Source organism: Micromonospora sp. NPDC003816, from assembly GCF_042874705.1.
GTDB lineage: Bacteria > Actinomycetota > Actinomycetes > Mycobacteriales > Micromonosporaceae > Micromonospora.
On sequence record NZ_JBIANP010000001.1, the window covers coordinates 670,503 to 695,802 of the forward strand.

Sequence of the window (25,300 nt, forward strand, 5' to 3'; positions counted from 1 at the left end):
CATGCTCTCCATCGAGAACCTCTCCGTGGTCATCCACCGTGCCGGCCGGCAGGTGGCCGCCCTCAGCGACGTCAGCCTCACCGTCCGGCCCGGCGAGGTGGTCGGCCTGGTCGGCGAGAGCGGCGGCGGCAAGAGCATGGTGGCCCGTGCGGTGGTCGGCCTGCTGCCCACCGGCGCGCACGCCAGCGGGCGGGTCCGCTTCGACGACGCGGACGTGCTGCGGATGGACGAGACGGCCCTCGCCGCGCACCGGGGACGCGGGGCGGCGATCTGCTTCCAGAACCCGCGCGGGGCGCTCAGCCCCACCCGCACCGTCGGGCGCCAGCTCACCGACCGGCTCGTCACCCACCAGGACATGTCCGCCGAACGGGCCCGCGAAGCCGCGCGGGAGCTGTTCGAGGCGGTCGGCATCCGCAACCCGCAACGCCGCCTGGAGGCGTACCCGCACGAGCTGTCCGGCGGCATGGCCCAGCGGGTGATGATCTCGCTGGCCACCGGCTGCGCACCGGGTCTGCTGATCGCCGACGAGCCGACCACCGGCCTGGACGTGACGCTCACCCGGGAGATCCTGCGCCAGTTCCGGCACGCCGCCGAGGTGGACGGTCGCAGTGTCCTGCTGATCTCGCACGACCTCGCGTCGATCGCCGAGGTCTGCGACCGGGTGGTGGTGCTCTACGCGGGCACGGTGGTCGAGAGCGGACCGGCCGACCAGGTCTTCCGGGAACCGGCGCACCCCTACACCCGGGCGCTGCTGCGCTCGGTGCCCGACGTCGGCGGTCGACCGGTGGTGGCCACCCCCGGCGCCATGCCGCTGCTGCGCGAGGCACCGCACCAGTGCCCGTTCGCGGCCCGCTGCCCGCACGCCGACGACACCTGCACCAGCAGCCGTCCGCCCACCACCCCGATGGACGCGCCCACCGCCGAGTTGGCGGTGCCGGCCGGTGGGACGGACGCGCCCGCCGCCGTCTGGTCGCTGGCCTGCTACCACCCGCAGACCGGCCCAATCACCACCGACGAGGCGGCGCCCACGCCCACCGTCGCACCCGACGCGACGGAGTCCGGGTCCGCCGTGCTGGAGATCGAGGACGCGCATGTGGTCTACCGCAGCCGCTTCGGTTCCGGCGGACACCACGCGCTGCGCGGCGTGAGCCTGCGCCTGGCACCCGGCGAGACGCTCGGCGTGGTCGGCGAGAGCGGCTGCGGCAAGAGCACCCTCGCCAAACTCATCATGGGGCTGGTCGCACCCTCCTCCGGGTCCGTCGCCGTCGCCGGGCAGCACCTGGTCCGGCAACCGGGCCGCCCCGCACCCCGGGGCCGGAAACTGCGTCGACTGCGGACCCGCGCCCAGCTCGTCTTCCAGGACCCGATCGGGTCGCTGAGCCCGAGGCGTACCGTCGGCGACTCCATCGCCGAGCCGCTGCGCGCCGCCGGCCTGCCCGCCGCCCAGCGGGAGGCCCGGGTCGCCGCCGTGCTGGACCGGATGGAACTCGACCGGTCCATCCTGCGGCGTTACCCGCACGAACTCTCCGGCGGTCAGGCCCAGCGCATCGGTATCGCCCGCGCCCTGGTCGGCGAGCCCGACCTGATCGTCTTCGACGAGCCCACCTCGGCCCTCGACGTCACCGTGCAGGCCCAGATCCTCGACGTGATCGCCGACGTCACCGCCGACACCGACCGGGCCTCGGTCTTCATCTCGCACGACCTGGCCACCGTCCGGGGCTTCGCCGACCGGGTGGCGGTGCTCTACCTCGGTCGCGTGGTCGAGGAGGGGCCCGTCGACGTCGTGTTCGACGACCCCCGCCACCCCTACACCCGGGCACTGCTGGCCAGCGCGCCGCGACTCGGCGCGCCGCCCGCGTCCGTCGCGGGGGTGGAGCTGGTCAAGGACCTGGAGGAGACCGACGCGGCCACCGGCTGCGCGCTCGCCGCCCGGTGCCCCTTCGTCACCGACACCTGTCGCTCCCAGCCGCAGGAACTTCAGTCGTACGGCGCGAGCCGGGCCGCCTGCTGGCGTGTCCCGGAACTTCCCGCCCTGATCGGAAAGCAGGCCGACACGCCATGACCCGTCGTCCCATCCGGCTGGCCGTCGACATCGGCGGCACGTTCGTCGACGCGATGGAACTGGACACCCGGACCAACCGGGTGCGCTTCCGCAAGGCGTCCACCACCCCGGCCCGTCCCGCCGACGGGGTGCTCGCCGCAATCGAGGCGCTCGGCACCGACCTGGCCGAGGTGGAGCTGTTCACGCACGGCACCACGCTGGGACTCAACGCGGTGCTGGAGCGGCGCGGCGGCCGGACCGGGATCATCACCAACGAGGGCTTCCGCGACATCTTCCTGATCGGCCGGGGCAACGTGCCGTCGGACCACATGTACGACTTCCAGTACCAGCGCCCGCCGAGCCTGGTGCAGCGCCGCTTCACCGCCGGGGTGCGCGGTCGCCTCGACCACCGGGGCCGGGTGGTGGAGGAGCTGGACCCGGCGAGCGTCCGCGCCGCCGCCCGCACGCTGGTGGTGGACCAGCAGGTGACCTCGATCGCCATCTGCTTCCTGCACTCGTTCCTGGACCCCACCCACGAACGCGAGGCGGCCCGGCTGATCCGCGAGGAGTTCCCCGAGGTCAGCCTCTCGCTCTCCACCGACATCGTGCGCGAGTACCGCGAGTACGAGCGGACCAGCACCACCGTGCTGGAGGCGTACATCCGGCCGATCTTCGAGCGGTACGTCGACGAGTTGGAGTCCGGTCTCGCCGAGCGGGGCTTCACCGGACAGTTCCTGATCATGCGCTCCGGCGGTGGTTCGATGACCAGCGCGGTGGCGAAGACGTCACCGACGCACACCGTGCTGTCCGGCCCGGCCGGTGGCATCGTCGGTGCCGCGTACCTCGCCTCGGAGCTGGGCCGGGAGCGGCTGCTGACGTTCGACATCGGCGGCACCTCGCTGGACGCCTGCGTCATCGAGAGCGGCACCGCCGTGGCCGCGTACGAGGCGCAGTTGGAGCACTTCCCGCTGCTGATCCCGACGTACGACATCCGGACCATCGGTGCCGGTGGCGGCTCGATCGCCTGGCTGGACCGGGGGCTGCTCAAGGTGGGGCCGCAGAGCGCCGGGGCCGATCCGGGACCGGTCTGCTACGGCCGGGGCGGCACCCGACCGACCGTCACCGACGCGGCGGTGGTGCTCGGCTACATGGACCCGGACCGGTTCCTCGCCGGCACCATGGGCCTGCACGACCAGGCTGCGCGGGCGGCGATCGACGAGCAACTGGCGCAGCCGCTCGGGCGGGACGCCACCTCCGCCGCCGCCGGAGTCTTCGACGTGCTGCTGGCCCGTACGGTGGGTGCGGTCCGCCAGATCACCGTGGAGCGGGGGCACGACCCCCGGCACTTCTCGCTGCTGGCCTTCGGCGGTGCCGGGCCGCTGCTGGCTCCGCTGCTGGCCCGCGAGATGGGCATCGGCGAGGTCGTCGTGCCGTTCGCGCCGTCCGGCTTCTCCGCCTGGGGCATGCTGTCGGCGGACATCGTGAACGACTTCAGCCGTACCGTGATGGCCGGCCTCGACGAGGTGGGGCTGGACGAGCTGGAGGAGCTGTTCAAGGCCGTCGAGGCGGAGGCGGTCGCCTCGCTGGTGGAGCAGGGCGTGCCGGCCGACCAGGCCGTGCTGGAGCGCCAGTTCGAGGTGCGCTACCTGGGCCAGGAGCACAGCCTGATGGTGACCGTCGGGTCGACGCTGGATCGTGACGCGGTGCGCGGCGCCTTCGACGAGGTGCACCGGGCCCGGTACGGCCACACCATGGACAATCCGCTGCAACTGCTCAACCTGCGGGTCCGGGGCATCGGCCGGACCACCCGCCCGGAGCTGGGCACCCACCCGCGCGGCGACGGTGACCCGTCCCGGGCGCTGCTCACCCACCGCGACGCGTACGACTTCGGCTCGCGCGCCGTGGTCCCGTTCGCGGTGTACGACCGGGCCGCGCTGGAGCCGGGCGACACGTTCAGCGGTCCGGCCCTGGTCGACGAGGGCACCTCCACCACGGTCGTGCCCAGTGGCCAGCGCGTCACCGTCGACGAGCACCGCTACCTGCTGGTCACCCTGGAGGAGTCGGCATGACCACACTGGACGGAGCGCAGGTCGAGGTCGTCCGCAGCTATCTGCTGTCGGCGGCCGAGGAGATGCGGGCCACCCTGATCCGGACCTCGTTCAACCCGGTCATCTACGAGGTGCACGACTTCGGCCTGTCGATCTACGACGCCGACCTGCGCCTGGTCGCCGAGGCCACCGGGCTGACCTTCTTCCTCGGCGCGAACGACTTCTCGCTGGCCAAGGGCGTGGAGTACGTGGGTCGGGAGAACCTGCACCGGGGTGACGTGGTGCTGCTGAACTACCCGTACTGGAACGCCGCGCACGCGTACGACGCGACGCTGTTCGCGCCGGTGTTCCGGCCCGACCCGGCGGACGCCGACGCCGACGGCGACCTGGTCGGGTTCCTCTGTGTCCGGGCGCACTGGATGGACCTGGGGGCGAAGGACCCGGGGTACGTGTTGGACTCGACGGACATGCACCAGGAGGGGTTGATCTTCCCGGGGACGAAGGTGGTGTCCCGGGGTGTGCCGGTGCGGGAGATCCACGAGTTGATCCGGTTCAACTCGCGGATGCCGGACGCGGTCCTCGGTGATCTGCACGCGCAGATCGCCGCGCTGCGTACCGGCGAGCGTCGACTGCTGGAGATCATCGAGAAGTTCGGCCGCGACACCGTCTCCGCCGCCGTCGACCACATCATCGCCGACGGTGAGGCCCGCACCCGGGCCGCGCTGGCCACCCTCCCGCAGGGCACCTGGACGGCCGAGGACTGGGTCGACGACGACGGCATCACCGAGGACCCGGTCAAGATGCGGGTCACGGTCACCGTCAGCGACGAACGTTTCGTGGTGGACTTCGCCGGCTCGGCACCGGCCACCCGGGGGCCGATCAACATGCCGTTCGGTGCCACCGAGGCGATCTGCAAGGTCGTCCTCAAGTCGTTGACCTCGCCGGACGAGCCGTCGAACGCCGGGACCGTCGCCCCGCTGGAGGTACGCGCCGAGCCGGGCACCCTGTTCCACGCGGTCTACCCGCAGCCGACCTTCACGCTCTGGACCGGCATCGTCGCCGTCGAGTTGATCCTCAAGGCGTTGGCGCAGGGGATGCCGGAGCGGTTGCCGGCGTCCAGTGGTGGTGACGTGCCGGGGTTCATGATGGTCGGCGCGAACCCGGAGACGGGTCAGATCTTCGCGGTGAGCAACAACGACCTGGTCGGCTGGGGCGGTACCCCCGAGCACGACGGCATGGAGGCCGCCACCCACGTCTCCGGCAGCACCGGGCGGGGCACGCCGATCGAGGTGATGGAGGCCCGCACCGGGATGTTCTTCGAGCGGGTGGAGATTCGGACGGATTCGGGTGGTGCGGGGCGGTTCCGGGGTGGGTGTGGGTTGCGGCGGGATATTCGTTTCGTGTCGTCGGGGGAGTTTCTTTCGGTGATCAAGAAGACGCGGAGTGCGCCGTGGGCGTTGGCGGGTGGGTTGTCGCCGGAGCCGAATCAGGTGGTGGTGTTTCCGGGTACGGATCGTGAGGCGCGGGTGAGTACGCGTCGGACGGCGGTGGTGGCGGGTGATCGGGTGTCGTTGTTGACCGCTGGTGGTGGTGGTCATGGTGATCCGGGGTTGCGGGATCCGGAGGCGGTACGCCGTGACGTGGCGGAGGGATACGTCTCCGCCGACGCCGCCCGGGAGGTCTACGGGGTGGACGTCGATGGGTGAGCCCCCGGTCGACGGCGCGACCGTCGAGGTGATCGGCAGCTACCTCACCTCCGCCGCCGAGGAGATGCGGGTGACGCTGGTGCGTACCGCCTTCAACCCGGTCATCTACGAGGTGCACGACTTCGGCATCTCCGTCTACGACCGTGACCTGCGGCTGGTCGCGGAGTCGACCGGACTGTCCCGGTTCCTCGGCGCGAACGACTACTCGCTGGCCAGGGGCGTGGAGTACGTGGGTCGGGAGAACCTGCATCCCGGCGACGTGGTGCTGCTCAACTACCCGTACTGGAACGCCGCGCACAGCTACGACGCCACCCTGTTCGCCCCGGTCTTCCTGCCCGACCCGGAAGGTGCCGACGGGGAGGAGCTGATCGGCTTCCTCTGCATCCGCGCGCACTGGATGGACCTCGGAGCGAAGGACCCGGGGTACGTGTTGGACTCGACGGACATGCACCAGGAGGGGTTGATCTTCCCGGGGACGAAGGTGGTGTCCCGGGGTGTGCCGGTGCGGGAGATCCACGAGTTGATCCGGTTCAACTCGCGAATGCCGGACGCGGTGCTGGGTGACCTGCACGCGCAGATCGCCGCGCTGCGCACCGGCGAGCGCCGACTCACCGAGGTGTACCGCCGGCACGGCACGGCCACCGTGGACGCCGTGGTCGAGCGGCTCATCGCCACGGCCGCCGAATCCGCCGCCGAGGCGGTCGCCGCCCTGCCGCAGGGCACCTGGACGGCCGAGGACTGGCTCGATGACGACGGCGTCACCGACCAGCCGATCCTGATGCGGGCCACGGTGACCGTCGCCGACGGTACGTTCACCGTGGACTTCGCCGGTTCCTCACCGGCGGTCCCCGGCCCGGTCAACCTGCCGCTCGGCGCCACCATCGCCACCTGCCGGGTCGCCTTCAAGGCGATCACCACCCCCACCGAGCAGAGCAACGCCGGGCACTTCGCCCCGCTGCGGGTACGCGCCGAGCCCGGCACGCTGTTCCACGCGGTCTACCCGGCGGCGACCTTCACCCAGTGGACCGGGACGGTCGCCCTGGAGCTGATCTACAAGGCGTTGGCGCAGGGGATGCCGGAGCGGCTGCCGGCGTCCAGCGGTGGTGACGTGCCCGGGTTCATGATGGTCGGCGCGCACCCGGAGACCGGTCAGATCTTCGCGGTCAGCAACAACGACCCGGTGGGCTGGGGCGGCACCGTCGACCACGACGGCATCGGCCCGGCGAACCACCTGTGCCAGACCCAGGCCCGCAACACCCCCGTCGAAGTCCTGGAGGCCCGCACCGGGATGTTCTTCGAGCGGGTGGAGATTCGGACGGATTCGGGTGGTGCGGGGCGGTTCCGGGGTGGGTGTGGGTTGCGGCGGGATATTCGTTTCGTGTCGTCGGGGGAGTTTCTTTCGGTGATCAAGAAGACGCGGAGTGCGCCGTGGGCGTTGGCGGGTGGGTTGTCGCCGGAGCCGAATCAGGTGGTGGTGTTTCCGGGTACGGATCGTGAGGCGCGGGTGAGTACGCGTCGGACTGCGGTGGTGGCGGGTGATCGGGTGTCGTTGTTGACCGCTGGTGGTGGTGGTCATGGTGATCCCTCGTTGCGGGATCCGGAGGCGGTGCGCCGTGACGTGGCGGAGGGATACGTCTCCGCCGACGCCGCCCGTGAGACCTATGGAGTGATCGCATGAGCGCCGTCGAACCGAACCTGCTGCTGGCCCACTGCACCGTGCTGGACGCGCGCGTGGTGGACGGCGTGGACCCGATCCCGGACGCCGCCGTCTGGGTACGCGGCGACCGGATCGCGGCCGTCGGCCCGTACGCCGAGGTGGCGAAGGAGGCCCGGGCCGCCGGTGCGGTCCGCGAGGTGGACCTGGACGGGGCGTACCTGACGCCCGGTCTGGCCAACATGCACACCCACTTCTCGCTGTCGCTGCCCGGTGCCGGCGGCGACGACGTGAAGACGATGGGGCCGCACGACCTGGCGTACTACATGGCCGACGGGGCCCGGCGCACGCTGCACTGCGGCGTGACCACGGTGCGCTGCGTCGCCGAGAAGGACCACGCCGACTTCGCGTTGCGCCGCGCCATCGCCGCCGGTCGGGCCCAGGGCCCCCGTATCCACACCGCCGGGCGGGCGCTGGTCTGCACCGGCGGGCACGGCCACGAGAGCAGCGACACCCTGGAGTGCGACGGACCGGTCGGCTTCCGTCAGGGCGTGCGGAGCCAGATCAAGGCCGGCGCGGACCTGATCAAGGTGATGATCTCCGGCGGCATCGCCGGGGAGCACGAGCGCATCAACACCCCGCAGTTGTTCGCCGACGAGCTGGCCGCGGTGCTGGAGACGGCCCACGCCTGGGGTCGTAAGGTGACCGCGCACGCCGGGCCCGCCGAGGTGATCGGCGCGGCGGTGGAGCTGGGACTGGACTGTGTGGAGCACGGCTACCAGCTCACCCCGCAGGTGGTGGCGCGGATGGCGGAGCAGGGCACCGCACTGGTGCCGACGCTGCTGGTGACCCGCTGCAAGGAGTTCTTCGACGAGCTGGGCGTACCGGAGTGGATGCAGTGCCGCTCGCTCGGGGCCGGACCCCGGCACCTGGAGAGCTTCGCGATGGCCGTCGAGGCCGGGGTGGAGGTGCTGCTCGGCAGCGACATGCCGCCGTTCTGGCACTTCGAGGGCACCAACGCCACGGTCCGGGAGCTGGAGTACATGGCCGAGCGGATCGGCCCGGCGCGGGCGTTGCACGCCGGCACCCGGGGCCCGGTGCGGTGGCTGGGCGTCGAGGAGGACCGGGGCACGGTCGAGGTCGGCAAGCTGGCCGATCTGATCGCGATGGACGAGGACCCGCTCGCCGCCACCTCGGCGTTCCGGGGTGTGCGCTGGGTGATGAAGGGCGGGCGGATCGCCCGGGACGACCGGACGGAGACGACATGACGATCGTGGCAACCGACGCGGCACACATCGCCGCGCTCATCGACGACCTGTACGCGGCCTTCCTCGCCGGGGACCGCGACCGCTTCGACGGGCACCTGCACGCCGACGTGACCACCTGGGAGACCCACCTGCCCGGGCCGTTGCGGACCCGGGCGGAGCTGGACGCCTACCGCGACCAGCGCGACGCCGCCGGTCAGCGCCCGCAGTTGGCGGTGCTCGCGGCGCAGGACAAGCGCATCGACGTGTGGGGCGACGTGGGCCTGGCCCGCTACCTGCTGATCGCGCGGGCCGACGCCGAGCAGCCGCCGTCGTCCGCCCGCGTCACCGACGTGCTGCGCCGCGTCGACGGCCGGTGGCAGATCGTGCACCACCACGCCGAGTCGCTCCGCGAGCCGGTGGCGGCGCGATGATCCGGCGGCTGGTCGCCTACGACACCGGTGAACCCGGCCGGGTGCTGTCGGTCGCCGAGCGGCCCGACGACCCCGCGCCCGGTCCCGGTGAGGTCCAGCTCGCGGTCCGCACCGTGGGGCTGAACTATCTCGACGTCTCGCTCTGCCGGGGCGAGTACCCGGTGCGGCCGGAGCCCCCGATGACTCCGGGCGTCGAGGCGGCCGGTCGCGTGGTGGCGGCCGGTGCCGGTGCCGAGCACCTGCTGGACCAGGAGGTCATCGCCTGCCCGGCGCTGCCGCGCGGCGCCCTCGGCGACACCGTCACGGTGGACGCGACCGTGGTGGTGCCCCGTCCCTCCTCCGTGGACCCGACGGTGGCGGCGGCCCTGCCGGTCACCTACCAGACCGCCTGGTTCGCCCTGGAACGCGCCGGGGTCACCGCCGGGCAGACGGTGCTGGTGCACGCCGGTGCCGGTGGGGTCGGCATCGCGGTCACCCAACTCGCCGTCGCGCGGGGCGCGCGGGTCGTGGCGACCGCCGGTGGCCCGGCGAAGACCGAGGTCTGCCGGACCCAGGGTGCCTCCGTGGCGATCGACTACACCGGCGAGGACTTCGTGGCGGGGGTCCGGGAGGCCACCGACGGGCAGGGTGTGGACGTGGTCGTCGACCCGGTCGGCGGTGACCTGCTCGCCCGGTCGCTGGACTGCCTCGCGTTCGAGGGTCGCCTGGTCAGCGTCGGCGCGGCCGGTGGACCGCCACCGCCGGTCGACCCGGCCCGGCTGATCGCGGCGAACGCCGACCTGATCGGGCTCTCCTGGGGCTCGCAGTATCCGTGGCGTCGTCCCGAGGCGGTCGCCGCCGCCTACCGGGCGCTGTTCGACCTCTGTGACTCCGGCGCGGTCCGGCCCCCGGTCAGCCGGGTGGTGTCGCTGGCGCAGACCCCGGTGGCCCTGGACGACCTGGCCGCCCGACGGACCACCGGCAAGATCATCGTACGACTCGACGAGGAGGAGCGAGGATGACCGACAGCCCGGACGGCGACATGGAGATCTACGACCTGACGGTGACCGTGGACCGCATCGAGGGGCGCTCGGTCTGCGGCATGGCCGTCGGCGACTCGTTCGACCTGGTCAACAGCGCCCACCTGAAGCTGCCCGAGGGCAAGCACTTCTGCGTCTACGCCCTCGCCGCCGTGCTGCCCTTCCTCGCCGCCAAGCAGCGGGACCTGGCCGCCGGGGACTGGCTCGACCAGGACTCGCTCTTCGCCTGCCCGGACCCGGAGGAGCGGCTGATCATGAAGGTGGAACGCACCTGCCGACGCCGGATGAACTCGGCGGACCTCACCTGATGACGGTCGAGATCGGACTCGGTCTGCAGAGCGACAAGCCGGCCGGCGCGTACGCCCGGCTGGCCCGTGCCGCCGAGTCGCACGGATTCGACGTGCTGACCGTCTTCGGCGACCTGATGTACCAGCCGCCGATCTTCCCGCTGCTGGAGATGGCCCAGGCCACCAGCCGGGTACGCCTCGGCCCGGCCTGCCTCAACCCGTACAGCCTGGCGCCGTACGAGATCGCCGGTCAGCTCGCCGCGCTCGACCTGGCCTCGGCCGGACGGGCCTACCTGGGGTTGGCGCGCGGTACCTGGCTCGGCGCGGTCGGTCTGCCCCAACCGAAGCCGCTGGCCACCATCGAGGAGGCGGCGGCGGTCGTCTACCGCCTGCTGCGCGGCGACCGGGACGGCTACCGGGGGCAGGTCTTCACGCTGGCCCCGGAGACCGCGCTGCGCTACGCTGTGCAGCGCCCCGATCCGCCGTTGCTGATCGGGGCGTGGGGACCGAAGGGCGCGGCCCTGGCCGGCCGGATCGCCGACGAGATCAAGGTGGGCGGCAGCGCGAACCCCGACATGGTGCCGGTCGTCCGGGACCGGCTCCGGGTCGGTGCTCTCGCCGCCGGGCGCGACGTGGACGAGGTCGGCATCGTCCTCGGTGCCGTGACGGTGGTCGACACCGACGGCGAGGCGGCGCGTGCCAAGGCCCGGACCGAGGTCGCCATGTACCTCGCGGTGGTCGCCGACCTGGACCCGACGGTCACCCTGCCGGACGGCCTGGTGGCGCGCGTCGGGGAACTGGTCGACGCGGGCGAGCACGACGCCGCCGGTCGGCTGATCCCGGACGAGGTGCTCGACCGTTTCGCCTTCTCCGGCACCCCCGAGCAGGTCGCCGCCCAGGCCCAGCAGCTCATCGACGCCGGGGTCCGGCGGGTGGAGTTCGGCACCCCGCACGGGCTGACCGACGACCGGGGCGTCGACCTGCTCGGCACCGCCGTCCTGCCCCTGCTGCGTCGCTGAAGGAGAGCCCCATGGACGTCACCGTGCTGGTCGGCCCGGACCTCGTCGCCGACCTCGCCCTGCTGGAGTCGCTCACCACGGCCACCGCCGCCGACCTCGGCGGCACCGGTCGTCTGGTGGCCGTCGACTCGGCCGCCGCGCTGGAATCGGCGCTGGCGGCGACCGCCGCGCCGGTGGTGGTGCTGCCCGGTCCGACGGTGTCCGCGCGGGCCCTGATGAGCGGGGCCGCCCCGCACGTCGTCTGGTACGACCTCACCGTGGCCACGGCCGTCGCCGGTGCCCGCCACCTCTCCGGCCGGGGCGTGTGGGGTCTGGCCTGGGCGATCCGCCACGCGGTGCACCAGCACCGGTCCCCGGCGGTACGCGTCGGCTACGGCGCGGACGCCGACCAGTGGGGTGAGCTGCGACTGCCCACGGCGGACACGGCACGTCCGGTGCCGGTCGCGGTGCTGCTGCACGGCGGCTTCTGGCGCTCCGTCTGGGGAGCCGACCTGATGGACGCGCTCGCCGTGGACCTGGCCGCACGCGGCTACGCGGCGTGGAACGTGGAGTACCGGCGGCCGGACCGGCACGGCTGGGACGCCACCACCGCCGACGTGGCCGCCGCACTGGCGGTGCTGCCGGACGTGGCCGACGCCGGTGTGCTGGACCTGGACCGGATCGCCGTGTTCGGGCACTCGGCCGGTGGGCAACTGGCCCTGCGGGCGGCGGCGGACCTGGCGACCGGCGACGGCCCGGGGCCACGGGTGGCCCTGGCGGTGTCGCTGGCCGGTGTGCTGGACCTGGCCGAGGCCGACGGCCGCCAGCTCGGTGACGGTGCGGTCAGCGCCGCCCTCGGTGGCACCCCGACGACCGTCCCCGAGCGATATGCGGCCGGTGACCCGATGGCCCGACTGCCGATCGGGGTGTCCACGCTGCTGGTGCAGGGGGCGGGCGACAGCCCGGACCTGGTCGACATCAACCGCCGGTACGCGGTGGCGGCTCGGGCGGCCGGTGACGAGCTGACCCATCTCGAACTGCCCGGCGACCACTTCGACGTGATCGGTCCCGGCTCGGCGATCTGGCAGGCCACCATGGATGAGGTGGGGCGCTGCCTCGGACGGTGAGCCCGCCCGGAGTTGCCGGCTTGTTTCATCACAGTGAACAAGCCGGGGTCGCCGTCAGAACAGTCGGGGCGTGACGACCGAGACCACGGTGGTCACCGCGTCGGTGTCGTTGTACATCGTGTGCGGCACCGTGGAGCGCAGGTGCACGCTGTCGCCCGGGTGCAGCCGGTGCTCGACGCCGTTGACCTCGTAGAGCAGCTCGCCGGAGATGACGTAGGCGAACTCCTCGCCCGCGTGCCCGTACGCGTTCTCCCGCCGACCGCCGGGGGCGATGTGCACCAGCATCGGTTCGAGCAGCAGGTCCGGCCCGCGTTCGGAGAGCATCCGATAGGTCTGCTGTCCGGAGACGTACTGCGTGGCGGTGGTCTCCGCCCTGGTCAGCGAGAAGTGGTGGGGCAGCGTGGTGACGGTGCCCCCGACCGGCGCGGTGCTGGCGTCGAAGAAGTCGCCCACCGTCCGGTCCAGCGCCTTGGCCACGCTGCCGAGCGCGGTCAGCCCGATGGACGAGATGCCGCGCTCGACCTGGGACAGGAAGCCGATCGACAGCCCGGAGCGGGATGCGAGGCCGCGCAGGGTCAGCCCGCGCTCCTTGCGGTACTGGCGGATCCGGGCTCCGACCAGGTCGGCCGGGGTGTGGCCGTTGCTCCCGCCGTCGGGGCGGGCCTGCTCCGGGACCGGATGACTGCCCGTGGACCGCATGGGGACCTCCTGTCGCGCTGGCCGGAACCCGTCCGGACCCGTGTTCGATGCTATCGAACGGAGGTGGCCCTTGGGGAAGCCCCCGACCGTGCCGAATCGGCGGCGATCCGGTCCCCGTGTGCCGGTCTGCGGCCGGGGAGCGGGATCTCGAAGTGGACGGTGGGGGAGGCGTGTGGATCACCGTCGCGCGGGTCGTGCACCAGGTCGGCCACGCCGCGCCAGAACGCCTCCGCACCGGGCACCCGGGTGTCGGTGTGCAGATAGACCACCCGGTAGTCGGGTTGCCCGGCGGCGAACGTGACGGCACGCCGCACGAGGGCGCGGGCGAGCCCGTTGCGCCGGTGCTCGGGACGGACGTACACCCGGAAGAGTTGGGCCGTGCTCGCCGCCGGGTAGCGCTCCGCCAGCCAGCGCGGATGCGGCGGGCTGTTCGGCGCGGCGGCGCGGACGGCGGTGGTGGCGACCACCTCGTCACCCTTGGTGGCGACGAACAGGGCGTGCCGCTCCGGGCGCAGGTAGGTGCCGGCCAGGTCGATGACGTCGGCGTGCCAAAGAGGCTGGTAGCCGTAGCCGAAGACCTGGTAGAAGGTGTCCAGCATGACGCTGCGGGCACCGTCGAGGTGTTGCGGCCCGGCGGTGCGGATGTCGTACGGTCCGGTCGTCTCGTCGGTCATGTCCTGCTCATCTCCTCGGTGTCGGGTGTGGTTGCGGGTAGCGCGATCGCCGGATCCAGTAGCGCGCGGGTCAGCGGGGACCGGGCACCGGCGGGCAGGTCGGCGGCCCGACCGTGCTCGACGACGCGACCGTGGTCGAGCACGACCACCCGGTCGGCGAGCCGGACGACGACCTCCGGGTCGTGTGTGATGACCAGCAACGCCAGGCGGTGCGCCTGCCGCAGCTCGTCCAGCAGGGTGAGGATCCGGTCCCGGTTGACGCCGTCCAGCCCGGAGGTGATCTCGTCGCAGACCAGCAGGCGTGGCCGGGTCAGCAGGGCCCGCACCAGGGCGGCACGTTGCAGTTCGCCCCCGGAGAGCCGCTCCGGCCGACGGGTGACCAGGTCCCGGTCGAGGCCGACCTGATCCAGCAGGGCACGGGCCGCCGCCAGCACGTCGGCGGGTCCCTGCCGCCGCAGCCGTACGGCGGGCCGCGTCACCTGCGCCAGCACCGGCGCGTACGGGTGGAAGCTCGCCCGGGGGTCCTGGAAGACGTACCCGACGGCGGCGAGGTCGGGCGGGACCCGCCGGTCGAGGGAGGCGTGCAGGCGACGGCCGTCGAGGGTGACGGTGCCGGTGTCCGGCCGGTGTAGCCCGGCCAGACAGCGGGCGAGGGTGGTCTTCCCGCTGCCGGAGCGACCGATCAGCGCGAGGCACTGCGCGTCGCCCAGCGTCACGTCGACACCGTGCAGGACGGTGGCGCCCCGGTGCGCGGCGGTCAGCCCCTCGGCCCGCAGCAGAGCCTCCAGCGGCGGGGACCCGGCGTCGGGACGGGCCGCCGGAGCGGACCGGGTGGGTTCCCCGACGACCGCGTGCGCCGGACCGGCGGCGACCACCACGCCCCGGTCCAGGACGATCGCGTCGTCGGCGATCGCGCGGACCAGGTGCAGGTCGTGGCTGAGCAGGACGACGGTGACCCCGGTGGCGGCCAGGCGGCGCAGCTCGGCGGCCACGTCGCGGCGGTGCAGGCCGTCCTGCCCGGTGGTCGGCTCGTCGGCGACCAGGACGCGGGCCCCGGCCAGCAGGGCGTGCGCGATCACCAGCCGTTGCTGCTGCCCGCCGGAGAGTTGGTGCGGGTAGCGCCGCAGGATGTCGGCGGGCAGCCCCACCCGGGTCAACACCGCCCGGACCGCCTCCCGGACGGCGACGCGGCGGGCCCGGCGGCCGGGGACCGGACGGTGTCGGCGGGCGATCTCGTGCAGCACGGGGCCGACGCGGCGGACCGGGGTGAGCGCGGCCGAGGGCTGCTGCGGGACGTACCCGACGAGCCCACCGGGCGCCGGGGTTTCGGGACCGACCACCCGACCGTCGATCTCGACCCGGCCGGTGAGGCGTACGCCGGGACCGACCTCGCCGAGCAGCGCCCGCCCGAGGGTGGACTTGCCGCTGCCGGACGGACCGACGACGGCGAGCACCCCACCGGCCGGCACCGCGAACGACACGTCCCGCAGCAGCCGGTGTCCGTCGGCGACGGCACCCAGCCCGTCGACCCGGATCATCGGACCTCCTCCCGGACACGCGCGGCGTCCGGCTCCACCGTCGGCTCCCGGCCGGTCAACAGCGCGTCGGTGACCAGGTTGACGCCGACGGCGAGCGCGACGAGCAGCGCGGCGGGGACGACGACCGCCCACGGTTGCAGGAAGATCCCGCCCCGGTTGCGGTCGACCATGACCGCCCAGTCGGCGGCGTCCGGGGCGACCCCGATGCCGAGGAAGCTGGCCGTCGCGACGAGATAGACCGCGCCGATGAAGCGCACCCCGGCGTCGGCGAGCAGGACCCGGCGGATGCCCCGCGCGACGTAGCCGACCGCCCGCCGCCACCAGGTCTCCCGGTAGAGCCGCATCGCCTCCATCACGGTGCCGTGGGCCAGTGGCAACGCGGCGGCGCGGGTGATCCGCGCGACCTCCGGCAGGGTGACCACCGCGACGATCACCACCAGGGTCAGCGGCCCGCGTGGCGCGGTGGCGGCCAGCAGGATGAGCAGCAGCAACGACGGGATGGCGAGCAGCAGGTCCAGCGGACGCATCAACGCCTCGTCCAGCCGTCGGTGCCGGGTCAGCGCGGCGACCAGGCCGAGCGGCACGCCCAGCAGATAGGCCAGCAGGGTCGCGGCGACCGCGACCGCGACGACGGACCACCCGCCGAGCAGCACCTGCCCGACCACGTCCCGGCCGACGAAGTCGGTGCCCAGCAGGCCCGTGCCGTCGAACGGTCGGGTCCGCGCGTCGGACTCGGTGACCAGCACCGGTCCGGCGACCGCGAGCAGCAGCGGCACGGCGAGCAGCACGATCCCGACGACCGCCCGGGGTCTGCGCCGTCGGGCCGTCACCGGACACCGACCGTACGCGGGGCGAGCCGGAACGCCACCAGGTCCGCGACCAGGTTGACCAGCACGGTGGTGACCGCCACGACCACGCAGAGCCCCTGGATGGTGGGTACGTCCCGGGCGGCGACCGCGTCGACCAGGGCGGTGCCCAGCCCGGGGATGACGAAGACCGCCTCGACCACGATGACGCCACCGAGCAGCCAGTCGGTGGTGCGGGCGACCTGCTGCACGACCGGCGCGGCGGCGGTCGGCAGCGCGTGCGCCAGCCAGCGCCGCCGGGTGGAGATACCGAGGCGTCGGGCGTGGTGGACGTACTCCGTACGCAGGGCGTCCACCATGCCGGCGCGGGTCAGCCGGCTGATCGAGCAGATCGGCCGGGCCAGCAGCACCAGCAGTGGCAGCACCAGCACCCCCGGCTGGGCGAGCAGGTCGGCGCCGACAGCGGTGGGCGGGAACCAGCCCAGCCGGACGCCGAAGACCGCCACCAGCAGGATGGCCAGGGCGAACTCGGGCACCGCGTACAGTCCGACCGCGAGGGTGGTGAGTGTCCGGTCGAGCCGGCCCCCCTCGCGGCGGGCGGCGAGCATGCCGAGCCCGACGGCGAGCGGCACCAGCAGCACCAGCGTGGCGACCGCGAGCAGCAGGGTCGCGGCGGCCCCGCCGACGATCAGGTCCAGCACCGGCCGCTGCGAGATCAGCGAGGCACCGAGGTCGCCGTGCAGCAGCCCGACCACCCAGTCCAGGAAGCGCCACCAGGCCGGTCGGTCGAGGTCGAGCTGCGCGCGGATCAGCGCGATCCGCTCCGGGTCGGGATGGTCACCGGCGATCACCACCGCCGCGTCCCCGGGCAGCGCCTCGGTGAGGACGAACACGACGGTGGTGATGCCGGCGACCTGCCCGACGCCGAGCAGCAGCCGCTGCACGGTGTAGCGGGTCAGACTCAAGCCAGCCACACCTTGTCGAAGCGGGCCCAGTCCAGGGTGTTCGCGGGCGCCTCGGCGGAGACTCCGCGCACCTTCGGGGCGGTGGCCACCAGGAAGTCGGCGAACCCCCACACCAGCAGCCCGCCCTCGGCGTGCAGCATCCGCTGCATGTCCCCGTACGCGCGACGGCGACCCGCCTCGTCGGTGGAGGAGACGGCGGTGCCGTAGAGCGCGTCGAACTCGGGCCGCATCCAGCGGGTGGCGTTCGTGGTGGAGGTGGTCAGCAGCCGCTGCGAGATGTGCGTCTCGATCGGCATGGCACCGCTGCGGAAGGTGGCCATCACCCCGCCGTCGAGCACGTCCCGCCAGTAGGTGTCCTTGTTGCGCTGCACCGGCTCGACGGTGAGCCCGACCTGACGGGCCTGGTCGGCGAAGACGCTGGCGGCCTCGACGAAACCGGCGGCGACCGGCGCGGTGTCCAACGGGATGCGCAGCCCGCGCGCACCGGCCCGGTCCACCAGTGCGCGGGCCCGGTCGAGGTCGCGGGTGCGCTGCGGGATGTCGTCGGCGTAGTACTGGAAGCCCTTGCCGAAGAGGTCGTTGCCGACCTGCCCGGTGCCGGAGAGCACCGTCTCGACGAGCTGTTCCCGGTCGGTGAGCAGGAACATCGCCTCGCGCAGGTCCCGGTTGTCGAACGGGGGACGGTCCACCTTCATCGTGAAGCCGAGCAGGTTGCTGTTCGGCATCCGGGTGATCGCGACGCGGTCGTTGCCGGTGTGCGTCCGCGCGGTGGTCGGGCTGACGTCGTGCGCGTAGTCGACCTGCCCGCCGAGAAGGGCGTTGATCCGGGCCGACTCCTCGTTGGCGATCACGTACTCCAGCTCGTCGAGGTGCGCGGCACCCTCCCAGTAGTCCGGGTAGCGGGCCAGCAGCAGCGATCGGCCGGGGGTGAAGCTGCTGACGGTGAACGGGCCGGAACCGATCGGCCGGTCGAACGACTCGGCACCCTCCGGCACGATGTACGCGCCGAACGCGGCGAGGACGTTGCCGAACTCGGCGAACGGCCGGTGCAGGGCGAACTCGACGGTGCGGTCGTCCACCGCCCGGCTGGCCCGCAGGTCGATCAGGGCGAGGCTGGCGCGGGCCCGGAACGCCCGGTCCGGGTCGACGATGCGGGCGTAGCTGGCGAGCACGTCGGCGGCGCGGACCGGCCGACCGTCGTGGAAGGTGGCCTCGCGCAGCGCCACCCGCCAGCGGGTCAGGTCCGCGTTCGGTTCCCAGCTCAGCGCCAGTCGGGGCTGGATCGACACGTCGGGGCCGTAGTCGGCCAGCTTGTCGAAGACGGCCTTGGCCCGCGACGCCTCGTTGAACAGGTTCGCCAGGTGCGGGTCGAGCGTCTCGGTGGCACCGCCACCGGCGAACGCGACCCGCAACCGGCCGCCCCGCCTCGGGGTGTCACCGGCACCGGGGCCGCCGGTGGAGTCGCCGCCGCAGCCGGTGAGCAGGGCGGTGGCCAGGGCGGCGCCGCCGCCGAGCAGCGTGCGGCGGGACAGGTGGATCGACATGGGGTTTCCTCTCGAAGGTGTTGCGGTGTTCAGGCCGCGCCAGGGCGGCGAGGGGTGACGGCGGGCATCCGCGCGTCGCCCGGGACGGTGTCCGGTGTGGTGTCGGCGACCGGTCGGGGGCCGAGCAGGTTCCGGCGGTGCAGCACCCGCACCGCCGCGGCCGAGGCCAGTCCGAGGGCGGCGCAGAGCAGCCACGCCCCGGCCGGGACCCGCTCGGCCGCGCCGTCCGATCCGGTCTGCATGAGCCCGCCGACGGCGGTGGTGGCGAGCGCCGCCACCACGCCCGAGGCGAGATAGAAGACGCCGAAGTAGGTGCCGGTGAGCCCGGTGCGGGCGAATCCGGGCAGCAGTTCCAGCACGAACGGCTGCGCCACCATCACCCCCACTGCCAGCGCCAGCGTGGTGACGAGCACCGGCAGGACGCGGACCGCCGGGGGACCGCCCAGCGGCAGCAGCGGCACCAGGAAACCGGCGCCGGTCACCGCCATCCCGGCGGCGATCGCGGTGCCCCGGTCGACGCGGCGACGCAGCCGCGCGGTGATGCGGACCTGCCCCGCCACGGTGACCACGGTGGAGACGACGAAGAGTGCGGCGACCGCCAGCGGCGTGCCGGTGACCGCCTCCGCCTGCACCGGCAGCACCAGATAGAGCTGGGTCTGCAACGCGAACAGCGCGCTCAACGCCACCGTGAACGCCAGGAACCGGCCGTCGGTCAGCGACTCCCGCCAGTCCCGGCCGACGCTCTGCCCGCTGGCCGTCACCGGCTGGGCCGGCAGCACCAGCGCCTGCGCCACGGTCAACGCGGCGAACACCAGCGCGGCCCCGGTCGCCGCCGCCCGGAAGTCGACCAGCAGCAGCGCGCTGCCGACCAGCGGCCCGATCAGCGCCCCCGCGCTGGCGAACACGTTGAACAGGGCGAACGCCTCGGCCCGCCGGTCCGGGGCGGCCTGGGCCAGATAGGCGCGCACGGCCGGGTTGAACAGGGCACCGGCCAGACCGGTCAGCACCGAGGCGACCAGCAGCGCCGACAGCGACCCGCCGACCGCGAACACCGCGAAGCCGACCGCCCGCAGCCCACACCCGGCGATGATCACCCCGCGTGCGCCGAGCCGGTCCGCCGCCGATCCGCCGAGCAGGAACAGTCCCTGTTGGCTCAGGTTGCGGACCCCGAGGACCAGGCCGACCAGGGCGGCCGAGAGCCCGATCTGGTCGGTGAGATAGCCGGCCAGGAAGGGCAGCAGCATGTAGAACCCGACGTTGACGCCGAGCTGGTTGACCACCAGCAGCCGGATCGGCACCGGGAAGCCGCGCCACGACGCCCAGGTGGCCCTCACCGGGGTGCCTCCGCCGCCGGTGCCACCCCGAGCCCGGCCGCCCCCGACAGGCGCAGCACACCGTCCCGACCGCCGATGCCGGTCCACGGGTCGTCGGCGAGCAGCAGATGGCCGTCCAGGTCCACCCAGCGGGCCAGACCGGCCAGGTGCACCGCCGGGGCGATGCCGAGCGAACTGGCCACCAGGCAGCCGAGCATCACGTCCAGGTCCCGTTGCCGGGCCGCCTCGATCATGTCCCCGGCGGCGGTGATGCCGCCGCACCGCGCCAGCTTCACGTTCACCCCGGCGACCGCGCCCGCCAGCCGGTCCAGGTCGGCCGGACCGGCGGCGTCCTCGTCGGCGATCACGGGCGTGCCGCTGCGGGCACCCACCCAGGCCAGCAGGTCGGGGCGGCCCGGCGGGATGGGCTGTTCCACCGCGTCCAGCTTGTGCGGCGCGAGCGCGTCGAGCTGCCGTACGGCCTGTTCGGCGGACCAGCCGCCGTTGGGGTCGAGCAGCAGCCGGGCGTCCGGCGCGGCGGCCCGGACCGCCGCCACCCGGGCCAGGTCGTCCGCGTCGCCGGCCTTCACCTTCAGCACCGAGAACCCGGCGGCGACCAGCCGTCGGGCGGTCGCCGCCGCCTCCGGCACCGGCACCAGCCCGATGGTGTACGCGGTGGCCACCGGCGTCGGTTGCGGCGCCCCCACCAGCCGGTGCACCGGTACGGCCCGGGCGTGCCCGAGCAGGTCGTGCACGGCCGCGTCGAGCGCCCCGCGCACCCCCGGTGGCCCCGGATACGCGCCCAGCTCGGCCCGGAGCGTCTCCGGATCCGGGCAGCTTGCCACCCGCTCCGCCCACCCGGCGCAGCACGCCTCGATCGCCGCCCGGTCGAGTCCGAGATAGTTGCTGGTGACGACCTCGCCGTGCCCGGTGACACCGTCGTGCGTCACGGTCAGCCGCACCGCCTCCCGACGGGCCATCACCGACCGGGAGATGCGCAGCGGCTCCCGCAGCACCAGCGGGTACGCCTGCCAGGTCAGCCTCATGCCGGCACCCGCCCCCGGTCGGCAACCGGATCGGTCACCGTCCGGCACCGGCTCCACCGGGTGACCTCCACCGCGCCGGGGTGCGGGATCTCCACCGGGTGTCCGTGTACGGAGTCGAGCAGCCCGTGCCGGGCGCACCAGCCGTCGTCGAAGATGCTGTCGAGATAGCGGTGTGGGCCGTCCGGGAAGACCGTCACCACCCGCGCGTCCGGCCGGGTCCGCGACGCCCAGGCGGCGACCCGGGCCACCGCCCCGGTGCTCCACCCCCCGGTGACGAAGCCGGTACGCGCCAACCGACGGCAGGTGTCCACCGCCTCCGCCGGACCGACCCAGTGCACCTCGTCGAAGGCCGGATAGTCCACGTTGTCGGGATGGATGCTGCTGCCCAGGCCGCGCATCAGCCGGGGACGGGCCGGTTGACCGAAGATCCTCGACCCGACCGTGTCCACGCCGATCAGCCGCAGGCGGGGCCAGGACCGCCGCAACGCCCGGGCCAGCCCGGCGCTGTGCCCGCCGGTGCCCACACTGCACACCAGCACGTCCACCGCGTCGACCTGGGCGGCGATCTCGTCACCGAGGCTCGCGTACCCGGCCACGTTGTCGGGGTTGTGGTATTGATCCGGCCAGTACGCCCCTGGCAGCGTCGCGAGCAGCTCGGTCAGTCGGTCCCGCCGGGCCTGCTGCCACCCGCCGGTCGGATGCGGCCGGTCGACCACCTCCAGTCGGGCCCCGTACGCGCGCAGCAGCGCCCGCATCGACGGCTCCAACTCACGGTCCACCACCAGCACCACCGGGTGCCCGAAGGCGTGCCCGGCGAACGCCAGCCCGATCCCCAACGTGCCGCTCGTCGACTCCACCACCGGCGCGCCGTCGCGCAACTCGCCCCGACGCCGCGCCCCGGCCAGCATGGTGACCGCCGCGCGGGCCTTCATGCCCCCCGGCGCGGCACACTCGACCTTCGCCCAGAAGCCGCCGTGCGGGTGCGGCAGCGGCGCGTCGACGTAGACCAGCGGGGTGTGTCCGACCAGGTTCAACAGTTGCGGCGCGCTCATCCGGACACCCCGTAGCGGTAGAGGGTCGTCGGCCCGCCGTCGAGCCAGAAGAACGGGTACGGTTCGGCCGACACGGCGGTCAGGCCCGCGCCCAGGAACCACGGCAGCACCGCGCTGCCGGTCTGCGCGAACGCCACGAAGGGTTTCCGCTCGGCGGCGGCGTGCGCCAGCAACGGCGCGAACGTGTCGTTGCCGAGGGTCATGCCGGAGGCCAGGATCGCGTCGCAGCGGTCCAGCACCGCCGTCGCGTCGGGCAGGTGCGGCTCGCCCCACTCGGTGCGGCCCCCGGCCAGGTCGCACGGCAGATACCGGCGACCGGTCGCCCGCAGCCGCTCCAACAGCGAGTTGACCACCCCGACGACCAGCACCGTGCGGCTGCTCGCGGGCAGCAGGTCCACCACCGCCTCGGCGCGCGCCCGTGACTTGGCCAGCGACCCGCCGCCCGGCACGGTGACCGTCGCGTCCGCCGCCTCGGCGTGCGGGCGCACTGCCATCAGGTACGCGTCCAGCGCGGCCACCCGCACCGGCAGCAGCGGGTGGGCGAGAAGCTCCGCCACGGACGCGCCGACGCAGTCGTACGCGGTCTCGTCGGGCAGCTCGCCCGGCTCGATGGCGCACGATCCGACCGCCGCGTCGACCCGCAGACTCAGCACGTGGTTGCGGTAGCCGTGCGCCCGCGAGGCGTGCCGCACGCCCTGCCGGGTGACGAACCCGACGCTGACCGTGGCCCGCGCCGGATCGGCCCCGAGCCGTCCCGCGCGCACCGCCTCCACCAGCGCCGACATCGACCGGTACGCCGGTCGGGCCGGCGAGGTGGCGGTCACGCCCCGACCCCGACCCGGGCGTCGGCACCGGCCGGAACGCTCTCGTCGAGGTACGAGACCCGGGCCTGCCCGGCCAGCCGGTCGGCGACCGTCCGCGCACCGGCACCGGCGGTGTCGACCACCATCACGTGACCCAGGTAGTCGTTGTTGCTGCTGGCGTCCCCGGCCCGGTGGCCGTCCGGCTTCACCGACAAGTCGACCACCCGAGGATCCGTCGACCAGGTCCCGGTGCCGTCGATCCGCGCCACGACGCCGGGTCGCGGCGGCAGCACGAACGCGATCGCGGCACTGCGTACGCCGGTGTCGGCCGGGGTGAGGTCCGGGTGTTCGCCGAGCGCGAGTTGCGCGTACACCATCGGCAGGTCCACGCCGGTGACCCGGCGCACCAGCTCGGTGATCTGGTTGCCGGCGGGCCGGGGGTTGACCTCCACCACGCGCGGCCCGGTCGGCGTCAGCCGCAGCTCGGTGTGCCCGACCGCGCGGTCCAACCCGACCGCCTCCAGGGCGGCCACCGCCACCTCGCCGACCCGCTCACGGGTCGCCGGGTCCAGCACCGCCGGGAACATGTGGCCCGTCTCGACGAACCCGGAGGCACCGCCGAGACTCTTGTCGGTGATCCCGACGACCGTGGTCACGCCGTCGACGGTGACCGTCTCCACGCTCACCTCCGGACCGGTCAGCAGCTCCTCCAGCAGCACCACCGGCACCCTCGGCTGCCGCCGAGCATTGACCGGGAACGCGGCGAGGGCGTCGAACGCGGCGCGCAGCTCGGTCGGATCCGCCACCTGCCGCACGTACATGCCGGCGCACAGGTCCACCGGCTTCAGCACCAGCGGATACCCCAGCTCGCGCGCGGCCTGCGCGGTGGCCGCCCAGCCGTCGGCAAGCGCGAACCGGGGTTGCGGCACACCGGCGCGGGCCATCGCCGTGCGGGCCAGATCCTTGCGGTACGCCCGCCGCACCGCCGCCGGGTCCGCACCGGGCAGCCCGAGGTGCGCGGCCACCTGGGCGACCGTGTCCAGGTAGTAATCACACGAGGTGAGTACGCCGTCGAAGCGCAATGCCGCGTGCAGCCGCACGGCCTGCTGCAACAGCGCGGGTACGTCGTTGGTGTCGACGGTCAGCACGTTCTGCGCGGCCAGCAGCGGATGTGTGCCGCCGGGCGGCGCACCGCGCAGGTAGTGGTGCAGGTCCCGGGTCAGGAACGAGAACCGGTGCCCGGCCTCCAACACCGCTCGCGGCAGGAGGTGGCTCATCGCCCCGACCCAGCTCTCCACCAACAACACGTGCGCCATCGGCGCCTCCCCACTCGGCAACAGGCGATGGCAATGGTAACGGTTTTCATTTGCGAGAGGAAGGAGGGGGTGTGGCGTGGCGTGTCGGTAGGGTGACGCCCGTGACGACAGTCGTGCGCACGGCGACCGAGGATGACCTGGCGGCGCTGCTGGGTCTCTACGCCGAACTGCACCCGGACGATCCGGTGCTGCCGCCCGAACGGGCTGCGCGGATCTGGCGTGAGATCGCCGGCCAGCCCGGCCGCACCGTGCTTGTCGCAGTGCGCGACGGCGCGGTGGTGGGCACCGTCGACGGCGTGGTGGTCGCCAACCTCACCCGGGGCGGCCGACCGTTCATGCTGGTCGAGAACGTCATTGTCACGCACGCGGCGCGTCGTCTGGGCGTCGCCGGTCGCCTGTTCGACACGGTCGTCGACCTGGCCCGGACGGCCGGCTGCTACAAGGTCCAGTTGCTGTCCCGCGTGGACCGTCTCCACGCCCACCGGTTCTACGAGTCATGCGGCCTGCGCCCCACCGCCCAGGGCTACCGGCTCTACCTGGACTGACCGCTCCGGCTCGACGTCAGGTGACAGCGCTGCCTGGCCTGTCCGGAGTACCGGCTCAGTCCGCCAGTCGGTGAGCGCACTTGGCTATCCGGAGGCGGGGGATCACCTCACGCTCATCGACCAGGAGGAAGCTGAGACGCTCGTAGAGTCGGCGCGCCGGCAGGGTGACTGACGACAGGTGCACCCCGAAGACAAGCCAAGCCCACCTGAGTGGTTGCCTACCGTGCGCTGAGTACCTTAAGCAGGTTGTCAAAGCCCTCCAGAGCGTCAGCTCGTGCAGTCGTCAGCGCCTCCCAACGGCTATCGCCCTCCACATGCCGTGCTTGATGGAGTGCGTTGATCAGGCTCCCTCGTTGGAACAGCTCATCGGAGGGCAGGTCCGGGCATCGGATCAACGTCCCGCCGGCGCACTCGCTCGCCGGCCTCAAGGTCGTGCTCGAT

At 73.2% G+C, this 25,300-nt stretch carries 22 protein-coding genes; 11 read left to right on the plus strand and 11 right to left on the minus strand.

Annotation, left to right across the window (positions count from 1 at the left end; all coding sequences use genetic code 11):
- The first annotated feature begins 1 nt into the window (after position 1).
- Genes ACFYTT_RS02935 through ACFYTT_RS02980 form a run of 10 tightly spaced genes read left to right on the plus strand, consistent with a single transcriptional unit; the run spans position 2 to position 12,558 of the window.
- Entirely contained in the window at positions 2–2,062 is a 2,061-nt protein-coding gene (locus tag ACFYTT_RS02935; RefSeq protein ID WP_387257373.1) for a dipeptide ABC transporter ATP-binding protein, read from the plus strand.
- Positions 2,059–4,110 carry a hydantoinase/oxoprolinase family protein gene (locus ACFYTT_RS02940; protein WP_387257375.1) on the plus strand — a complete coding sequence of 684 codons (2,052 nt, stop codon included), beginning with the start codon at positions 2,059–2,061 and terminating at the stop codon, positions 4,108–4,110. Before ACFYTT_RS02935 ends, ACFYTT_RS02940 begins: the two co-directional genes overlap by 4 nt.
- Positions 4,107–5,795 carry a hydantoinase B/oxoprolinase family protein gene (locus ACFYTT_RS02945; RefSeq protein WP_387257377.1) on the plus strand — a complete coding sequence of 563 codons (1,689 nt, stop codon included), beginning with the start codon at positions 4,107–4,109 and terminating at the stop codon, positions 5,793–5,795. The genes ACFYTT_RS02940 and ACFYTT_RS02945 overlap by 4 nt, the downstream gene beginning before the upstream one ends.
- Positions 5,788–7,473, plus strand: a complete 1,686-nt coding sequence (locus ACFYTT_RS02950; protein ID WP_387257379.1) for a hydantoinase B/oxoprolinase family protein — start codon at positions 5,788–5,790, stop codon at positions 7,471–7,473. Before ACFYTT_RS02945 ends, ACFYTT_RS02950 begins: the two co-directional genes overlap by 8 nt.
- On the plus strand, positions 7,470–8,717 hold the full coding sequence (locus ACFYTT_RS02955; protein ID WP_357214004.1) for an amidohydrolase family protein: 1,248 nt from the start codon (positions 7,470–7,472) through the stop codon (positions 8,715–8,717). Before ACFYTT_RS02950 ends, ACFYTT_RS02955 begins: the two co-directional genes overlap by 4 nt.
- Entirely contained in the window at positions 8,714–9,127 is a 414-nt protein-coding gene (locus tag ACFYTT_RS02960) for a nuclear transport factor 2 family protein (protein ID WP_387257380.1), read from the plus strand. The genes ACFYTT_RS02955 and ACFYTT_RS02960 overlap by 4 nt, the downstream gene beginning before the upstream one ends.
- Positions 9,124–10,128: a zinc-binding dehydrogenase gene (locus ACFYTT_RS02965; RefSeq protein WP_387257381.1), complete on the plus strand. Its 1,005-nt coding sequence runs from the start codon at positions 9,124–9,126 to the stop codon at positions 10,126–10,128. Before ACFYTT_RS02960 ends, ACFYTT_RS02965 begins: the two co-directional genes overlap by 4 nt.
- Positions 10,125–10,454, plus strand: coding sequence for a TIGR04076 family protein (locus ACFYTT_RS02970; protein ID WP_387257383.1), 330 nt, complete (start codon positions 10,125–10,127; stop codon positions 10,452–10,454). The genes ACFYTT_RS02965 and ACFYTT_RS02970 overlap by 4 nt, the downstream gene beginning before the upstream one ends.
- Positions 10,454–11,452, plus strand: coding sequence for an LLM class flavin-dependent oxidoreductase (locus tag ACFYTT_RS02975; RefSeq protein ID WP_176093720.1), 999 nt, complete (start codon positions 10,454–10,456; stop codon positions 11,450–11,452). The genes ACFYTT_RS02970 and ACFYTT_RS02975 overlap by 1 nt, the downstream gene beginning before the upstream one ends.
- Before the next feature lie 11 nt (positions 11,453–11,463).
- Positions 11,464–12,558 carry an alpha/beta hydrolase family protein gene (locus ACFYTT_RS02980; protein WP_387257385.1) on the plus strand — a complete coding sequence of 365 codons (1,095 nt, stop codon included), beginning with the start codon at positions 11,464–11,466 and terminating at the stop codon, positions 12,556–12,558.
- 54 nt (positions 12,559–12,612) lie between these two features.
- On the opposite strand, the gene ACFYTT_RS02985 is transcribed toward ACFYTT_RS02980, so the two are convergent.
- The 11 genes from ACFYTT_RS02985 to ACFYTT_RS03035 are packed head-to-tail and all read right to left on the minus strand — an operon-like array spanning position 12,613 to position 24,314.
- Complete coding sequence (locus ACFYTT_RS02985; protein WP_176093722.1) at positions 12,613–13,257, minus strand: helix-turn-helix domain-containing protein; 645 nt, start codon at positions 13,255–13,257, stop codon at positions 12,613–12,615.
- Between the two features lie 50 nt (positions 13,258–13,307).
- Complete coding sequence (locus ACFYTT_RS02990; RefSeq protein WP_387257387.1) at positions 13,308–13,931, minus strand: GNAT family N-acetyltransferase; 624 nt, start codon at positions 13,929–13,931, stop codon at positions 13,308–13,310.
- A complete protein-coding gene (locus tag ACFYTT_RS02995) occupies positions 13,928–15,469 on the minus strand; it encodes an ABC transporter ATP-binding protein (RefSeq protein ID WP_387257388.1) in 1,542 nt (513 codons plus the stop codon). Before ACFYTT_RS02995 ends, ACFYTT_RS02990 begins: the two co-directional genes overlap by 4 nt.
- Entirely contained in the window at positions 15,466–16,299 is an 834-nt protein-coding gene (locus ACFYTT_RS03000) for an ABC transporter permease (RefSeq protein ID WP_387257390.1), read from the minus strand. Before ACFYTT_RS03000 ends, ACFYTT_RS02995 begins: the two co-directional genes overlap by 4 nt.
- Positions 16,296–17,240 (minus strand): ABC transporter permease, encoded by a 945-nt coding sequence (locus ACFYTT_RS03005; protein ID WP_387257392.1) that lies wholly within the window; start codon positions 17,238–17,240, stop codon positions 16,296–16,298. The genes ACFYTT_RS03000 and ACFYTT_RS03005 overlap by 4 nt, the downstream gene beginning before the upstream one ends.
- Positions 17,237–18,784: an ABC transporter substrate-binding protein gene (locus tag ACFYTT_RS03010; protein WP_387257393.1), complete on the minus strand. Its 1,548-nt coding sequence runs from the start codon at positions 18,782–18,784 to the stop codon at positions 17,237–17,239. The genes ACFYTT_RS03005 and ACFYTT_RS03010 overlap by 4 nt, the downstream gene beginning before the upstream one ends.
- A gap of 29 nt (positions 18,785–18,813) precedes the next feature.
- Positions 18,814–20,118: an MFS transporter gene (locus ACFYTT_RS03015; protein WP_387257395.1), complete on the minus strand. Its 1,305-nt coding sequence runs from the start codon at positions 20,116–20,118 to the stop codon at positions 18,814–18,816.
- The gene (locus ACFYTT_RS03020; RefSeq protein ID WP_387257397.1) at positions 20,115–21,143 is read right to left on the minus strand and encodes a dipeptide epimerase; all 1,029 of its coding nucleotides are present in this window, start codon (positions 21,141–21,143) and stop codon (positions 20,115–20,117) included. Before ACFYTT_RS03020 ends, ACFYTT_RS03015 begins: the two co-directional genes overlap by 4 nt.
- Positions 21,140–22,195 carry a PLP-dependent cysteine synthase family protein gene (locus ACFYTT_RS03025; RefSeq protein WP_387257399.1) on the minus strand — a complete coding sequence of 352 codons (1,056 nt, stop codon included), beginning with the start codon at positions 22,193–22,195 and terminating at the stop codon, positions 21,140–21,142. The genes ACFYTT_RS03020 and ACFYTT_RS03025 overlap by 4 nt, the downstream gene beginning before the upstream one ends.
- On the minus strand, positions 22,192–23,019 hold the full coding sequence (locus ACFYTT_RS03030; RefSeq protein WP_387257401.1) for a Rossmann-like domain-containing protein: 828 nt from the start codon (positions 23,017–23,019) through the stop codon (positions 22,192–22,194). Before ACFYTT_RS03030 ends, ACFYTT_RS03025 begins: the two co-directional genes overlap by 4 nt.
- Positions 23,016–24,314, minus strand: a complete 1,299-nt coding sequence (locus ACFYTT_RS03035) for an ATP-grasp domain-containing protein (protein ID WP_387257402.1) — start codon at positions 24,312–24,314, stop codon at positions 23,016–23,018. The genes ACFYTT_RS03030 and ACFYTT_RS03035 overlap by 4 nt, the downstream gene beginning before the upstream one ends.
- Positions 24,315–24,415: 101 nt before the next feature.
- Here ACFYTT_RS03035 and ACFYTT_RS03040 point away from each other — a divergent pair, with 101 nt between their 5' ends.
- Positions 24,416–24,859 carry a GNAT family N-acetyltransferase gene (locus ACFYTT_RS03040; RefSeq protein WP_176093731.1) on the plus strand — a complete coding sequence of 148 codons (444 nt, stop codon included), beginning with the start codon at positions 24,416–24,418 and terminating at the stop codon, positions 24,857–24,859.
- Positions 24,860–25,300 lie beyond the last annotated feature (441 nt).

Coding starts and splice junctions, on each gene's coding strand:
- ACFYTT_RS02935 (WP_387257373.1), top strand. CDS start 2: ATGCTCTCCATCGAGAACCTCTCCGTGGTCATCCACCGTGCCGGCCGG.
- ACFYTT_RS02940 (WP_387257375.1), top strand. CDS start 2,059: ATGACCCGTCGTCCCATCCGGCTGGCCGTCGACATCGGCGGCACGTTC.
- ACFYTT_RS02945 (WP_387257377.1), top strand. CDS start 4,107: ATGACCACACTGGACGGAGCGCAGGTCGAGGTCGTCCGCAGCTATCTG.
- ACFYTT_RS02950 (WP_387257379.1), top strand. CDS start 5,788: ATGGGTGAGCCCCCGGTCGACGGCGCGACCGTCGAGGTGATCGGCAGC.
- ACFYTT_RS02955 (WP_357214004.1), top strand. CDS start 7,470: ATGAGCGCCGTCGAACCGAACCTGCTGCTGGCCCACTGCACCGTGCTG.
- ACFYTT_RS02960 (WP_387257380.1), top strand. CDS start 8,714: ATGACGATCGTGGCAACCGACGCGGCACACATCGCCGCGCTCATCGAC.
- ACFYTT_RS02965 (WP_387257381.1), top strand. CDS start 9,124: ATGATCCGGCGGCTGGTCGCCTACGACACCGGTGAACCCGGCCGGGTG.
- ACFYTT_RS02970 (WP_387257383.1), top strand. CDS start 10,125: ATGACCGACAGCCCGGACGGCGACATGGAGATCTACGACCTGACGGTG.
- ACFYTT_RS02975 (WP_176093720.1), top strand. CDS start 10,454: ATGACGGTCGAGATCGGACTCGGTCTGCAGAGCGACAAGCCGGCCGGC.
- ACFYTT_RS02980 (WP_387257385.1), top strand. CDS start 11,464: ATGGACGTCACCGTGCTGGTCGGCCCGGACCTCGTCGCCGACCTCGCC.
- ACFYTT_RS02985 (WP_176093722.1), bottom strand. CDS start 13,257: ATGCGGTCCACGGGCAGTCATCCGGTCCCGGAGCAGGCCCGCCCCGAC.
- ACFYTT_RS02990 (WP_387257387.1), bottom strand. CDS start 13,931: ATGACCGACGAGACGACCGGACCGTACGACATCCGCACCGCCGGGCCG.
- ACFYTT_RS02995 (WP_387257388.1), bottom strand. CDS start 15,469: ATGATCCGGGTCGACGGGCTGGGTGCCGTCGCCGACGGACACCGGCTG.
- ACFYTT_RS03010 (WP_387257393.1), bottom strand. CDS start 18,784: ATGTCGATCCACCTGTCCCGCCGCACGCTGCTCGGCGGCGGCGCCGCC.
- ACFYTT_RS03020 (WP_387257397.1), bottom strand. CDS start 21,143: ATGAGGCTGACCTGGCAGGCGTACCCGCTGGTGCTGCGGGAGCCGCTG.
- ACFYTT_RS03025 (WP_387257399.1), bottom strand. CDS start 22,195: ATGAGCGCGCCGCAACTGTTGAACCTGGTCGGACACACCCCGCTGGTC.
- ACFYTT_RS03035 (WP_387257402.1), bottom strand. CDS start 24,314: ATGGCGCACGTGTTGTTGGTGGAGAGCTGGGTCGGGGCGATGAGCCAC.